General features: G+C 40.5%; 7 protein-coding genes, 3 tRNA genes and 3 rRNA genes. 2 read left to right on the forward strand and 11 right to left on the reverse strand.

The genetic code is table 11. From position 1 onward, the window contains the following. Positions 1 to 32 precede the first annotated feature (32 nt). Positions 33 to 1,436 (reverse strand): dihydrolipoyl dehydrogenase, encoded by a 1,404-nt coding sequence (gene lpdA / locus ACXX8U_RS07855; protein ID WP_458565375.1) that lies wholly within the window; start codon positions 1,434 to 1,436, stop codon positions 33 to 35. Positions 1,437 to 1,581: 145 nt separating this feature from the next. Then, positions 1,582 to 2,040: an Lrp/AsnC family transcriptional regulator gene (locus tag ACXX8U_RS07860; protein WP_458565376.1), complete on the reverse strand. Its 459-nt coding sequence runs from the start codon at positions 2,038 to 2,040 to the stop codon at positions 1,582 to 1,584. A gap of 231 nt (positions 2,041 to 2,271) precedes the next feature. Here ACXX8U_RS07860 and ACXX8U_RS07865 point away from each other — a divergent pair, with 231 nt between their 5' ends. After that, positions 2,272 to 3,474, forward strand: coding sequence for an aminotransferase class V-fold PLP-dependent enzyme (locus ACXX8U_RS07865; protein ID WP_458565377.1), 1,203 nt, complete (start codon positions 2,272 to 2,274; stop codon positions 3,472 to 3,474). Positions 3,475 to 3,678: 204 nt separating this feature from the next. Here ACXX8U_RS07865 and ACXX8U_RS07870 read toward each other — a convergent pair. From ACXX8U_RS07870 to ACXX8U_RS07900, 7 genes are all read right to left on the reverse strand, one after another. Then, positions 3,679 to 3,751 (reverse strand) — tRNA-Phe (locus ACXX8U_RS07870). Between the two features lie 58 nt (positions 3,752 to 3,809). Next, a 5S ribosomal RNA gene (gene rrf / locus ACXX8U_RS07875) occupies positions 3,810 to 3,919 on the reverse strand. Positions 3,920 to 4,107: 188 nt separating this feature from the next. Then, positions 4,108 to 6,991: ribosomal RNA gene (locus tag ACXX8U_RS07880) — 23S ribosomal RNA — on the reverse strand. 130 nt (positions 6,992 to 7,121) lie between these two features. After that, positions 7,122 to 7,195: transfer RNA gene (locus ACXX8U_RS07885), tRNA-Ala, on the reverse strand. A gap of 88 nt (positions 7,196 to 7,283) precedes the next feature. Further along, positions 7,284 to 7,357 (reverse strand) — tRNA-Ile (locus ACXX8U_RS07890). Positions 7,358 to 7,489: 132 nt separating this feature from the next. Continuing rightward, positions 7,490 to 9,003: ribosomal RNA gene (locus tag ACXX8U_RS07895) — 16S ribosomal RNA — on the reverse strand. Together the 16S, 23S and 5S rRNA genes with 3 tRNA genes alongside form the textbook arrangement of a ribosomal RNA operon. Before the next feature lie 804 nt (positions 9,004 to 9,807). Next, the gene (locus ACXX8U_RS07900; RefSeq protein ID WP_458565378.1) at positions 9,808 to 10,479 is read right to left on the reverse strand and encodes a DUF4294 domain-containing protein; all 672 of its coding nucleotides are present in this window, start codon (positions 10,477 to 10,479) and stop codon (positions 9,808 to 9,810) included. A gap of 81 nt (positions 10,480 to 10,560) precedes the next feature. On the opposite strand from ACXX8U_RS07900, the gene ACXX8U_RS07905 reads away from it, so the two are divergent. Then, positions 10,561 to 11,649 (forward strand): M42 family metallopeptidase, encoded by a 1,089-nt coding sequence (locus ACXX8U_RS07905; protein WP_458565379.1) that lies wholly within the window; start codon positions 10,561 to 10,563, stop codon positions 11,647 to 11,649. A 208-nt stretch (positions 11,650 to 11,857) separates the two neighbouring features. On the opposite strand, the gene ACXX8U_RS07910 is transcribed toward ACXX8U_RS07905, so the two are convergent. Both ACXX8U_RS07910 and ACXX8U_RS07915 read right to left on the reverse strand, forming a co-directional pair. Further along, complete coding sequence (locus ACXX8U_RS07910; protein WP_458565380.1) at positions 11,858 to 12,814, reverse strand: phosphoribosylaminoimidazolesuccinocarboxamide synthase; 957 nt, start codon at positions 12,812 to 12,814, stop codon at positions 11,858 to 11,860. 95 nt (positions 12,815 to 12,909) lie between these two features. Beyond that, positions 12,910 to 15,255 (reverse strand): alpha/beta hydrolase family protein, encoded by a 2,346-nt coding sequence (locus ACXX8U_RS07915; protein ID WP_458565381.1) that lies wholly within the window; start codon positions 15,253 to 15,255, stop codon positions 12,910 to 12,912. Positions 15,256 to 15,273: the final 18 nt, after the last annotated feature.

Raw genomic sequence — 15,273 nt, forward strand, 5'->3', positions numbered from 1 at the left:
ACTGAACGGGTTTTTGTTGAAATATAATGTACTTATACGTGTAAAGCTCTATTGTCAGTAGCTGCTAAAGCTGCCTCTTTAATTGCTTCTGCAAAAGTTGGATGCGCATGTGACATTCTCGAAATGTCCTCTGCCGATGCTTTAAACTCCATAGCAGTAACTGCCTCGGCAATTAAATCAGCACAACGAGCACCAATCATGTGAACTCCCAGAACTTCATCTGTTTTTGCATCTGCCAAGATTTTCACAAAACCATCCGTATCTCCACCTGCTCTTGCACGACCTAACGCTTTAAAAGGAAAACTTCCAGCTTTGTAGGCTACGCCGTTTGCTTTTAATTGCTCTTCCGTTTGCCCAACTGCTGCTACCTCTGGCCAAGTGTAAACCACACCTGGAATTAAATTGTAATCGATATGAGGTTTTTGACCTGCTAAAATCTCAGCAACCATAACCCCCTCTTCCTCTGCCTTGTGCGCTAACATTGCTCCACGAACCACATCACCAATTGCATAAATGTTAGGAATATTGGTTTGTAAATGATCGTTTACTTCAACCATTCCTCTTTCAGTTACTTTAACGCCCGCTTTATCTGCATTCAATCCATCAGTGTATGGACGACGACCTACAGAAACTAATGCGTAATCTCCTTCAAGTGTAATTGTCTCTCCTTTTGCATTCTCAGCTTGAACAACAACAGCATCTCCATTTCTATCAACAGATTGAACTTTGTGCGAAACATAGAATTTCATACCTTGTTTCTTCAATACTTTTGTCAATTCTTTAGATAAAGACGCATCCATTCCCGGAATAATTCTGTCTAAATACTCAACTACTGAAACTTGTGCTCCTAATCTCAAATATACTTGACCAAGCTCAATACCAATAACTCCACCACCAATAATTACCAAATGTTTTGGCACTTCTTTAAGCTTCAAGGCTTCTGTTGAAGTGATAATTCTTTCTTTGTCAATTTTGATAAAAGGTAAAGAAGATGGCTTTGAACCTGTTGCGATAATAATATTTTTTGCTTCGATCGTTTCAGAAGTACCATCTGCTTTTGCGATTGCTACGTGCGTCGCATCTACAAATGAACCTAAACCTTCTAAAACGGTAATGTTATTTTTATCCATCAAAAATTTAACTCCACCAGAAGTCTGATCAACAACAGCTTGTTTGCGAGCAATCATTTTTTCTAGATTTACTTTTACTTCGCCAAAAAGCTCAATACCATGGTCAGCAAAATGAGCAATTTCACTGTAATGATGAGAAGAAGCTAGTAATGCCTTAGATGGAATACACCCAACATTCAAGCATGTTCCGCCTAAGGTTGAATATTTTTCAATAATGGCAGTTTTGAAACCTAATTGTGCACAACGAATTGCCGATACATATCCGCCTGGTCCTGAACCTATAATGACTACGTCAAATGAACTCATAGTAAATTTTTTAAATGGTTTTATAAAAGTTATACAAAATTAAGGAATTAAGTTTTGTTAAAAGTTGAATTATGAAGGTTTTTGCAGCCTTTTTAGAGGTATTAACATTTACTTATCATTTAAATCCTTCGCCAAATATTTCTATCTACAATACAATTTGTGTGGTATTTTTTATTTCATCAATCATAAAAGTACTGTGTGTACTACCAATATGACACAAAGAAGTAAGTTTGTTTATCAAAAATTGCCTGTACGCCTCCATATCTTTTACAACAATTTTTAAAATGTAATCATAATCTCCGCTCACATGATAACACTCGACAACTTCAGAAAGTTGCGCTACCTCTTTTTCAAATATCTGAATGTATTCTCTTGAATGTTGGATTAATTTAAGATGACAAAACACTAAAAACCCTTTTTCAACTTTCGATTTATTGACTATTGCTACATATTTTTCAATAATTCCCTCCCGTTCTAATTTTCTTACGCGCTCGTAAACGGCAGTAACGGATAAATTAAGCTTAATCGACAACTCTTTCGTTGTTTTTTTACTGTCGTTTTGAACTAACTCGAGTATTTTTTTATCAATCACGTCTAATATCATAATGTAGCAAAGTATATAAAATATCTATAATTCAACTTAAAAAGCATTTCCCATAATTATTAAAACTACCAAATTACGCAATAATAGATAATAAAACTAAAATAAAGATTAAGTATTGACAAAACACCTATAAATAGCGAATTTAGACCTAAAAATGTAGAAAGCATCATTGAATAGTAACAAGAACAAATTTTAATTTAAAAATAAAAATCATTACTAAATAATCAACAAATGAAAAATTTTAATCCAGCAAACAACATTCAAGACCTTCAATATTTTGGCGAATTTGGAGGAGTAAATCCTTCAATTTCAGATTCATCAACATATACTTTCCTTTCAGCAAAAACGATGTTTGATACTTTTGAGGGCAATATGGAAGGATGTTACTTATATTCAAGACACTCCTCACCTAGTAATTTATATTTGGATCAGGCATTAGCTGCTATGGAAGGTACAGAATCAGCAAATGTTTCGGCTTCTGGAATGGGTGCCATTACACCTACTCTATTACAATTATGCGGAACTGGAGACCACATTGTTTCGAGTAGAACAATTTATGGAGGAACATATGCTTTTTTGAAGAATTTCACTCCAAGATTAGGTATCAAAACTACCTTTATAGATATTACAAAATTAGATGTTGTAGAGGCTGCTATTACTCCAGATACTAAAGTGCTATACTGTGAAACAGTTAGCAATCCGTTGCTAGAAGTTGCTGATATTAAAGGACTCTCTTTACTTGCGAAAAAGCACAATTTGACACTTGTGGTTGACAATACATTTTCACCATTATCGGTTTCTCCAGCTAAATTAGGCGCTGATATTGTAATTCATAGTTTAACGAAATACATAAACGGTAGCAGTGATACTGTGGGTGGTGTAACGTGTGCTTCACAAGACTTTATAAATAGTTTAAAAAATGTAAATAGTGGTGCCAGTATGCTATTAGGTCCTACAATGGATAGTTTAAGATCTGCAAGCGTAATGAAAAATCTACGAACACTGCACATTAGAATGAAACAACACAGCAACAATGCTTTTTTCCTAGCGGAACGTTTTGAAAAAGATGGGTTAAAGACGGTATATCCAGGATTAGAAAGTCATCCAAGCCATACTCTCTATAAAAATATGATTAATCCTGAATACGGTTTTGGCGGAATGATGACCATAGATGTAGGAACGCTTGAAAAAGCAAATGAACTTATGGAATTAATGCAAGAAAGAAATTTAGGCTATCTAGCAGTTAGTTTAGGGTTTTATAAAACTTTATTTAGTGCTCCAGGAACATCAACCTCAAGTGAAATTCCTTTAGAAGAGCAAAAGGAAATGGGATTAACAGATGGATTAATTAGATTTTCAATTGGATTAGATAATGACATAGAAAGAACATACCAATCTATGAAACAATGTATGATTGACTTAAACATTTTGTAATCAAACTATAATTTTTAAGAAAAAAATCAAGTTACCGAATTGTAACAAACGCCAAAAAACTCCCTACTTCATAGGGAGTTTTTCATGTTGATTTAGTACTCAGAGCGGCTCCGAATTTTCGGAGTTGAGGCACGAACATTGCTGTTCACTGGATTTTAAGTCCAGCGTGTCTACCAATTTCACCATCCGAGCGAGCTTTGGTTGTGGTACCTCCAGGGATCGAACCAGGGACACATGGATTTTCAGTCCATTGCTCTACCATCTGAGCTAAGGTACCTTACTTGTAAAAAGTAAATGATAAAAAAAAGCCCATCCGATTAGAATGGGCTTTCAAAGAAAGGCAACGACATACTCTCCCACATAACTGCAGTACCATCTGCGCTGGCGGGCTTAACTACTCTGTTCGGGATGGGAAGAGGTGAGCCCCGCCGCAATAATCACCTTAAGATTATTGTTTAAGGAGTTTCAAGTTTTTATAGTTTCAAGTTTTTCAACCTGCAACATTAAACTTCAAACTTTAAACATCCGCCGCGGCGGACAAATATCTTAACATACTGAGATAAAGAATATAAAAAAGTATACATTGAAGTATTAGAAAGTTTCTCCCTCCCGATTACTCGGGAGGAAAAGGGTGTACATAAGCTTACGGGTTATTAGTACTACTCGACTATGACATTACTGCCTTTACATCTATAGCCTATCAACGTGGTCATCTCCCACGACCCTTAAAAGAAATCTCATCTTGTGGTGGGTTTCGCGCTTATATGCTTTCAGCGCTTATCCCTTCCAAACGTAGCTACTCTGCGGTGCCACTGGCGTGACAACAGATACACTAGAGGTTTGTCCAATTCGGTCCTCTCGTACTAGAATCAGATCCACTCAAATTTCTTGCGCCCACAGTAGATAGAGACCGAACTGTCTCACGACGTTCTGAACCCAGCTCGCGTGCCACTTTAATGGGCGAACAGCCCAACCCTTGGGACCTTCTCCAGCCCCAGGATGTGACGAGCCGACATCGAGGTGCCAAACCCCCCCGTCGATATGAGCTCTTGGGGGAGATCAGCCTGTTATCCCCGGCGTACCTTTTATCCTTTGAGCGATGGCCCTTCCATGCGGAACCACCGGATCACTATGCTCTACTTTCGTACCTGATCGACCTGTATGTCTCTCAGTCAAGCTCCCTTATGCCATTGCACTCTACGCACGGTTACCAAGCGTACTGAGGGAACCTTTAGAAGCCTCCGTTACTCTTTTGGAGGCGACCACCCCAGTCAAACTACCCACCAAGCAATGTCCTCCGCAATGCGGAGTTAGGCCTCAGATAAACAAAGGGTTGTATTTCAACAATGACTCCACAACGCCTAGCGACGCCACTTCACAGTCTCCAACCTATCCTACACATCATTTATCCAAGGTCAATACTAAGCTATAGTAAAGGTGCACAGGGTCTTTTCGTCCCACTGCGGGTAAGCGGCATCTTCACCGCTACTACAATTTCACCGAGCTCATGGCTGAGACAGTGTCCAGATCGTTACACCATTCGTGCAGGTCGGAACTTACCCGACAAGGAATTTCGCTACCTTAGGACCGTTATAGTTACGGCCGCCGTTTACTGGGGCTTCATTTCAATGCTTCTCCGAAGATAACATCTCCACTTAACCTTCCAGCACCGGGCAGGTGTCAGGCCCTATACTTCATCTTACGATTTTGCAGAGCCCTGTGTTTTTGATAAACAGTCGCCTGGACCTCTTCACTGCGGCCAGCATTGCTGCTGGCGACCCTTCTCCCGAAGTTACGGGTCTATTTTGCCTAATTCCTTAGCCATGAATCTCTCGAGCACCTTAGGATTCTCTCCTCGACTACCTGTGTCGGTTTGCGGTACGGGTACTTATTACCTGAAGTTTAGAGGTTTTTCTTGGAAGCCCTTAGGCGCACTATCTCTTCTACCGAAGTATCCGAGTACTATCGTATTTCCCCAAAACCCGTGGATTTGCCTGCGGGTCTTATAGGTAGGTACTTCAACGAACTATTCCGTCAGTTCGCGGCGCTTTCATCACTCCGTCACCCCATCACAGTAATAACTAGTACGGGAATATTAACCCGTTGTCCATCGACTGTCCCTTTCGGGTTCGCCTTAGGTCCCGACTAACCCACAGCTGATTAGCATAGCTGTGGAAACCTTAGTCTTTCGGTGTGCGGGTTTCTCGCCCGCATTATCGTTACTTATGCCTACATTTTCTTTTCTAACCAGTCCAGCATACCTTACGATACACCTTCTACCCTGTTAGAATGCTCCCCTACCACTTACAATAAATTGTAAATCCATAGCTTCGGTAATACGCTTATGCCCGATTATTATCCATGCTCGTCCGCTCGACTAGTGAGCTGTTACGCACTCTTTAAATGAATGGCTGCTTCCAAGCCAACATCCTAGCTGTCTGGGCAGACAAACCTCGTTCTTTCAACTTAGCGTATATTTGGGGACCTTAGCTGATGGTCTGGGTTCTTTCCCTCTCGGACTTGGACCTTAGCACCCAAGCCCTCACTGCACGGAAACATTATATAGCATTCGGAGTTTGTCAGGAATTGGTAGGCGGTGAAGCCCCCGCATCCAATCAGTAGCTCTACCTCTATATAACTTTATGCCGTGCGCTGCACCTAAATGCATTTCGGGGAGTACGAGCTATTTCCGAGTTTGATTGGCCTTTCACCCCTACCCACAGGTCATCCGAAGACTTTTCAACGTCAACCGGTTCGGACCTCCACACTGTGTTACCAGCGCTTCATCCTGCCCATGGGTAGATCACACGGTTTCGCGTCTAACACTACTGACTAAAGCGCCCTATTCAGACTCGCTTTCGCTACGGATCCGTGGCTTAACCACTTATCCTTGCCAGCAACGTTAACTCGTAGGCTCATTATGCAAAAGGCACGCCGTCACCCCACTAAAGGGCTCCGACCGCTTGTAAGCGTATGGTTTCAGGATCTATTTCACTCCGTTATTCACGGTTCTTTTCACCTTTCCCTCACGGTACTGGTTCACTATCGGTCTCTCAGGAGTATTTAGCCTTAGCGGATGGTCCCGCCAAATTCAGACAGGGTTTCACGTGCCCCGCCCTACTCAGGATACCACTATTTATTATACTCGTTACCCATACGGGACTATCACCCTCTATGGTTCGACTTTCCAGTCAATTCCGGTTCCTTGTACATAAAATATCGTGGTCCTACAACCCCAACATTGCCGTAACAACATTGGTTTGGGCTAATCCGCGTTCGCTCGCCACTACTTACGGAATCACTTTTGTTTTCTTCTCCTCCGCCTACTTAGATGTTTCAGTTCAGCGGGTTTGCCCACCTATCGGTGTACTATCTCTTCAAGATAGTGGGTTGCCCCATTCAGGTATCTACGGATCAATTGGTGTGTGCCCATCCCCGTAGCTTTTCGCAGCTTATCACGCCTTTCATCGCCTCTGAGAGCCTAGGCATCCCCCATACGCCCTTATTTTGCTTATTGTACCAATCGTAAAATTAATTACGACCGTTTTTTTTCGCTTTTTCTAATAAATTAGAAAAAACTGCTTTCTACTTTTTATTATTTCTTATCTCAATATGTCAATGAACTTTTATTCGCATCAGCGAATTTGTGGAGAATAACGGAGTCGAACCGTTGACCTCCTGCGTGCAAGGCAGGCGCTCTAGCCAGCTGAGCTAATCCCCCAATCTATTTATGAATTGTGAATTATGAATTATGAATGTCGATTCATAACCTCTCAACTCTAGAATTTCCTTCCGAATGGTTAAAATAGTAGTCCCGGGCAGACTCGAACTGCCGACCCCTACATTATCAGTGTAGTACTCTAACCAGCTGAGCTACGAGACTCTGTTTTACTTCATTCTTCTTTTCAATTTCTTTAAATTAACAGCAAGAGTAATAGAACTTCTTTATTTAGTAAGTTCCTCTATCATTTATCTTTTTCCCTAGCGTGTATTACTACTAACACTAAGGCTCTAGAAAGGAGGTGTTCCAGCCGCACCTTCCGGTACGGCTACCTTGTTACGACTTAGCCCTAGTTACCAGTTTTACCCTAGGCAGCTCCTTGCGGTCACCGACTTCAGGCACCCCCAGCTTCCATGGCTTGACGGGCGGTGTGTACAAGGCCCGGGAACGTATTCACCGGATCATGGCTGATATCCGATTACTAGCGATTCCAGCTTCACGGAGTCGAGTTGCAGACTCCGATCCGAACTGTGACCGGTTTTATAGATTCGCTCCTGGTCACCCAGTGGCTGCTCTCTGTACCGGCCATTGTAGCACGTGTGTAGCCCAAGGCGTAAGGGCCGTGATGATTTGACGTCATCCCCACCTTCCTCACAGTTTGCACTGGCAGTCTTGTTAGAGTTCCCGACATGACTCGCTGGCAACTAACAACAGGGGTTGCGCTCGTTATAGGACTTAACCTGACACCTCACGGCACGAGCTGACGACAACCATGCAGCACCTTGTAAATTGTCTTGCGAAAAGTCTGTTTCCAAACCGGTCAATCTACATTTAAGCCTTGGTAAGGTTCCTCGCGTATCATCGAATTAAACCACATGCTCCACCGCTTGTGCGGGCCCCCGTCAATTCCTTTGAGTTTCATTCTTGCGAACGTACTCCCCAGGTGGGATACTTATCACTTTCGCTTAGCCACTGAACTTGCGCCCAACAGCTAGTATCCATCGTTTACGGCGTGGACTACCAGGGTATCTAATCCTGTTCGCTACCCACGCTTTCGTCCATCAGCGTCAATCCATTAGTAGTAACCTGCCTTCGCAATTGGTATTCCATGTAATCTCTAAGCATTTCACCGCTACACTACATATTCTAGTTACTTCCTAATAATTCAAGTTTAGCAGTATCAATGGCCGTTCCACCGTTGAGCGATGGGCTTTCACCACTGACTTACTAAACCGCCTACGGACCCTTTAAACCCAATGATTCCGGATAACGCTTGGATCCTCCGTATTACCGCGGCTGCTGGCACGGAGTTAGCCGATCCTTATTCTTACGATACCGTCAAGCTCCGACACGTCGGAGTGTTTCTTCTCGTACAAAAGCAGTTTACAATCCATAGGACCGTCATCCTGCACGCGGCATGGCTGGTTCAGACTTGCGTCCATTGACCAATATTCCTCACTGCTGCCTCCCGTAGGAGTCTGGTCCGTGTCTCAGTACCAGTGTGGGGGATCTCCCTCTCAGGACCCCTACCCATCGTCGCCATGGTAAGCCGTTACCTTACCATCTAGCTAATGGGACGCATGCTCATCTTTTACCGTTGGAACTTTAATAATCTCTTCATGCGAAAAAACTATACTATGGGGCATTAATCCAAATTTCTCTGGGCTATTCCCCTGTAAAAGGTAGATTGCATACGCGTTACGCACCCGTGCGCCGGTCTCTAGTTCCGAAGAACTATACCCCTCGACTTGCATGTGTTAAGCCTGCCGCTAGCGTTCATCCTGAGCCAGGATCAAACTCTTCATCGTATATTGTTTGTCCGCCGTGGCGGACTGTTGTATGACGATAAATTCTATCGGTTCTTTTCAAATCTCTCGATTCTATTACTCTTATTCTTTTGTTTTGAAATCTCTTTCAAAACGGCTGTCAATTCAATATGTCTAGGAACGTATTCTTCTTTATTTAATACGCTTTTCGTGTGTCTCAAAGCGGGTGCAAAAGTAGAAATTTCTTTTTAACTATGCAAGAAAAATTTAAAGTTTTTTTCGAAAATGTTTTTCTCAATTTTCTTTTCTTTTTCTCTCAATATGTAATAAGAACTCTGTTGTATTGCGGGGTGCAAAGGTAACATCTATTTTAACTCTGGCAAACTTTTTGCAATCTTTTTTTAAAAATTGTTTCTTCGTTTGTTTCAGGTTTTTAGTAGAACGTTGCGCTGATTGCGGGTGCAAAACTACAACCTTTATTCGCTTTTACAAGCCTTTTTTAAACTTAATTGTAAACTATTTTTTAATTGTCTTAAAATCAAAGGGGTTAAATATAAAGTTTTTTTGGTTGGTAAGATAGTTGGGGTGGTTTTGAGGGGTTGATGAGGGAATTGGGCAGTGATTTGATAATTCGTCTCACTATATATAGTCTTCAATAAAGCTTTACTATATAATAGGTAGCTCTTGCAAAATTCGTCTTTAATAAGAATAGCGCGCGTTAGGGATAGCAGCGGAAAGCCCACAGACACGACCCCCTTGGGGAGTGGCGAGGACTTGTAGCGAATAGCCCGACGCCTTTCTTGCGCTTGCCCTACCAAATGGCAAGAGCAAGAAAAGCGGAACGCCCTACTGTGCCTTAGCAGCTTTGTTTATCCAGGATTCATTAAGATTATCAAAATCTATGGGTTGTGCAGGCCTTTGATTTTGTAATCGGCCCGATTCAAAAGCGCGCACCAATATTGTCTCTATTAAAAAATCTTCATTAACGGTGTAAGGTTGGTATTTAGTCTTGAGATTGATGTCGAATAAACTGGCAGCGGTGTTAGACCAAAAGGCTTTCCAACCGCTTTTGAGGCTTTTGACAAGTTCATAGGTTGTATTACCCGTTTGGCGGTGAATCAATTTGACCAAAATTTGACCTTGTTTGCGAGAAAGTTTTTTAAGCTTGGCTTCGAACTCATTGGTTAAATAGGTCTCTACTATCTTGAAATACTTTTTCTTTTCTTTACTGGTTTTCAAATTTGCCATACCAATATTAAGGTTAGTCAATCGTTCCGAAGCCAACTTGGCATACGGATACGTTTTGAGCACTCTGTTTTGCAGGAGTAAAAACTGTTTTTTTGCCTCGGGATCTAGTTTCTCTTTGGAGATAAAGATTTCTGGAAGCTTAATGGTATCATTGGGATTATAATCTTCATCTAACTCAAAGGCTATTTGAGTGGTATCTTTGGGTGTAACTTGACCAAAAGCAGACGCTAAACCAATTGTAAAGAAAAAGAGGAAAAAAACTTGTTTCATGGGTAAAAATTTCAAGTCAAAATTATGCAATATATCTGCAAGTGTTGTGCCAAATTTATAATTTAGCAAAAAAATAATTTTATGAGCACTACATCTATCTTAAAGGAGTCGTCTTTGACCTTTTTAGAACAATACCTAAACAATGCTTCGCCTACAGGATACGAAAGCAGCGGGCAACGCATTTGGATGGACTATTTAAAGCCTTATGTGGATACCTTTATTACCGACACCTACGGAACGGCCGTGGGAATCATTAACCCGGACGCACCTTATAAAGTAGTTATTGAAGGACATGCTGACGAAATTTCGTGGTATGTAAATTATATTACTGAAGACGGATTAATCTATGTGATTCGAAATGGCGGTTCAGACCATCAAATCGCCCCATCAAAACGCGTCAACATTCATACTAAAAACGGTATTGTAAAAGGAGTTTTTGGTTGGCCAGCGATTCATACACGTATGAGAGATAAGGAAGAGGTGCCTAAACTAACCAATATTTTCATTGATTGTGGTTGCGAAACCAAAGCTGAAGTAGAGGCGCTTGGAGTCCACGTAGGCTGTGTGATCACCTACCCTGATACTTTTACAGTTTTGAACGGCAACAAATTTGTGTGCAGAGCTATTGATAACCGCATGGGCGGTTTTATGATTGCCGAAGTAGCGCGCTTGTTACATGAAAACAACATCAAGCTTCCGTTTGGTTTGTACATTACCAACTCGGTGCAAGAGGAAGTAGGATTGCGCGGTGCCGAAATGATTACCAAAACTATCAGACCGAATGTAGCCATTGTAACTGATGTTTGTCACGACTCGACTACTCCTATGATTGATAAAAAAATTGAAGGAGACACCAAAATAGGAAAAGGCCCCGTTGTGACCTACGCACCAGCAGTTCAAAATAATTTGAGAGAACTGATTTTAGACACTGCAATTGAGAAAGAAATTCCTTTTCAACGATTGGCTTCGTCGAGAGTAACAGGTACTGATACGGATGCTTTTGCCTACAGCAATGGCGGAGTTGCATCGGCGTTGATTTCATTACCATTGCGCTACATGCATACCACTGTAGAGATGGTGCACCGTGACGATGTTGAAAATGTAATCAAATTGATTTACGAAACATTACTCAAATTAGAGAACGAAGATACTTTTTCTTACTTCAAATAATTTTTAGGAGCTCATCCCGCTATCCGCTATATCTTTTCCTGGCTAAAGAAGCCAGCAAAAGGATGCCGCTTTTATCGGGGCTACCAAATCAGAATTCAATACAGAACTTCAATTCTTTTATTTTTAACTCGAAAAGAGACTTTACTAAAAAACGCCATTCAAAATTTTAGTTTTGAATGGCGTTTTGATATTTAGTACAAAATATTATTTAGCTCTTTGCAGACAAATATTCGTTTACGTTTTTTGCAATGCGTGCATCAATTTGTGTGATATCTGCTTTAACGAATTTTTCACCCAAAATATTTTCATACAATTCAATGTAGCGCTCTGATACTGTTTCAATATATTCCTCTGTCATTTCCGGAATTTGTTGTCCTTCCTGACCTTGGAAACCATTTTCGATTAACCAACGGCGAACAAATTCTTTTGATAATTGTTTTTGTTCTTGTTCGTTATCTTGGCGCTCTTGGTATCCATTGGCGTAGAAATAGCGAGAAGAATCAGGTGTATGAATTTCGTCAATTAAAACAATAACGCCATCTTTTGTTTTCCCGAATTCGTATTTGGTGTCTACCAAAATCAATCCGCGACTCGCTGCAATTTCAGTTCCTCTCTGGTACAAAGCACGAGTATATTTTTCTAAAACCAAATAATCGGCTTCAGTTACGATTCCTTTTGACAAAATGGCTTCGCGAGAAATATCTGCATCGTGTTCTCCGTTATCCGCTTTGGTTGTTGGCGTTATAATTGGTTCCGGAAATCGGTCGTTTTCTTTCAAACCTTTTGGCATAGCTACGCCGCAAAGTTCTCTTTTGCCAAGAGCATATTCACGTGCTGCATGCCCTGACAAGTATCCACGAATTACCATTTCTACTTTAAATGGTTCACATAAATGACCCACTGCTACATTGGGATCTGGAGTTGCAATTAACCAATTAGGAACAATATCCTGAGTAAGCTCCATAAACTTGGTAGCAATTTGATTTAGAATTTGACCTTTATACGGAATTCCTTTTGGTAAAACCACATCAAAAGCTGAAAGCCTATCTGTAGCTACCATAACCAAAAGATCGTCATTGATGTTGTATACCTCTCTTACTTTTCCGCGATACACCGATTTTTGGTTCGGAAAATTAAAATCAGTAGTTGTAATTGTGTTGCTCATTGTGTTTGTTGTGTGTTGTTTTTATGGATGCAAATTTAAAACTATTTCAAAGAGTTTCGCAAAGAAAAATCTCGAAGGTTTCAACTTGTGCTGTTTTATTGTTTGATTAAAGTACTGTTGAACAAATCTAGAATTCGGCTGTATTCATCAACCCAAGAATAGGTTTCCTTGAAACCGTGTGCTTCAACCGGAAAACTGGCTAAACTCCATTTTTTCTTTCCTAATTCAATGAAACGTTGTGACAAACGTACAATATCTTTGTACTCCACATTATCATCCACCATACCGTGTAGCATGAGCAAATCACCTTTTAAATTATCAGCAAAATAAATTGGTGAACTTTTTTTGTACGCTTCTGGATCTGTTTCAGGGAAATTTAAAATATTACCTGTGTAACCGTGGTTGTAGTGTGCCCAATCTGTAACTGAGCGCAATGCTGCACCTGATGCAAATTCGCCCGGTGTTGTAAGCATTCCCATAAGTGTAATAAATCCTCCGTATGAACCTCCGTAGATTCCCACGCGAGCTGGATCAATACCTAAATTGTTTACCAAGTATTTTTTACCATCAATTTGATCTGTTAAATCTTTACCTCCCATAAAACGGTAAATTCCGGTTCTAAAATCGCGTCCGTAACCGTCGCTACCTCTGTAATCTACATCAAGAACGGTGTATCCTAAATCGACCAAAAGGTTATGAAACATATATTCTCTGTGGTACGTACTCCAGAAATTGTGTGCGTTTTGCAAATATCCTGCGCCGTGAACGAAGATAACCGCTGCTTTGTTTGCATTTGCAACCTCTGGCTTGTACAAACGAGCATTCACAGGCGTTCCATCTTGTGCTGTAATCGTGATCACTTCAGGCTCGCGCCATGCGTATCCGTTGAAAGCTGATGTTGTAGAATTTGTAATTTGTTGCAACTTTGGATTTGCAGTATTTGGACCAATAAATAATTCCCAAGGTTTATTTTTAAAAGAATAACGAACTAACAAAGTACTTTCATCTGGTGAAAGTGATACTTCATGCGCTCCATCTTTTACCAAAATTGGCTGTAAAACTGGTTTATTCGAATCTAGTTTGTAAAAACTTCTGTTTCCAGGATGCGTTGTTGTTGTAGTCAAATAAAACGTCTTTTCGTCTTTGGCTAATACCGCAGAACGAACTTCCCAATTGCCTTTTGTGAGTTGCGATTTATTCTTGCTTTTTAAATTATAAGAGTACAAATGCGAATAGCCTGTCGCTTCTGATTGAAAATAAATAGTTTCATTATCTGCTAAAAAACCAAGTGTTCCTCTGCCAAATGCATTCGAAGGAATTCCAGGTCCTCCAATCCAAGCTTCGTCATGTTGGTGTTCTATTTCTTCAAAAGTTCCGTTTTCTAGATTCAAACTCACAATCCAACGGTCTTTGTTGTCTTGGCTGCGAATATCGCATACCGCAAAAGTTCCTTCGTCATTGTAAACGGGTTCTTGTACCAAGATTAACTTATCCTTTTTATCAGCAGGTTTTGCCGTAGGATAATCAGCAAAATATTTAGGAACATCTTGAATGTGACTTAATTTTGAAAAATTCACAAAGTAAACGGAATCCTTAGCTACGTTGTAAATTCCGAATTTGGTATTCACAAAATTAGCAGTTGACACTTTTTCCTTGGTATTTTCGATATCATTATACCCATCATCGGTAATAAAAACTTCCATCTTCTCCGACTTTCGCTCCGCATCTTCTACTAATCGAAAAGTAGCATAAGTTCCTTTTGGATGCGCTTTTAAACTTCCTAAAGTATTTTTTCCGTAAAAATAAGGTTTTGCAAAATCCGATTTTGTAGCTTTGGCTGCATTCCATTTTTTCAACGCCTCTTGATCTCTAACAAACTGGAACAACTCAGTCTGTTGTTTTTTCAAGAACGATTCTTTTTCTGTTGCTTGCTCCTCGCCTCTTCCTTTACGGAAATTGGTCAATTGCACCACAGAACCTTCTTTTTGATTGTATTGAAAAATATTATCTCCTTGTCTGAAAAACAAAACAGCCGACTCAGAACCCAATTGTAAGTTTGCAATTGGCGTGCTCATTTGAACTAGCTTCTTAGTTGTCTTCGCTTTTGCATCATACGAAAACAAACGCCCTTTGTCTAAATAATAATGTAAATTTGAGTTAGCTACTTTTTTTAAGTCCATTCTTGAAAAACTAGCTTGGGCTGCTGTTGCTAATTCGGGCTTACTCATTCCTTTTTTCCAGAAATAAGTTGAAGTTCCTAATTCGTTTTTGGGATTCCATTCAAAGAATATTTGTTGCCCATCTACAGACCAACGTTCGCCTTCAGGGGAAACACCAATAAAGCCATTACCTTTCATGATTTCTTCCATCTTAAGCTTTTGCCCGTGCATAGACGAAAAGCAAAGCACTCCAAAAAGCAATAGTATTTTTTTGTTTATCATAGTTCGTTTATTTTAGAT

The sequence above is a fragment of the Flavobacterium sp. GNP001 genome (assembly GCF_054343775.1).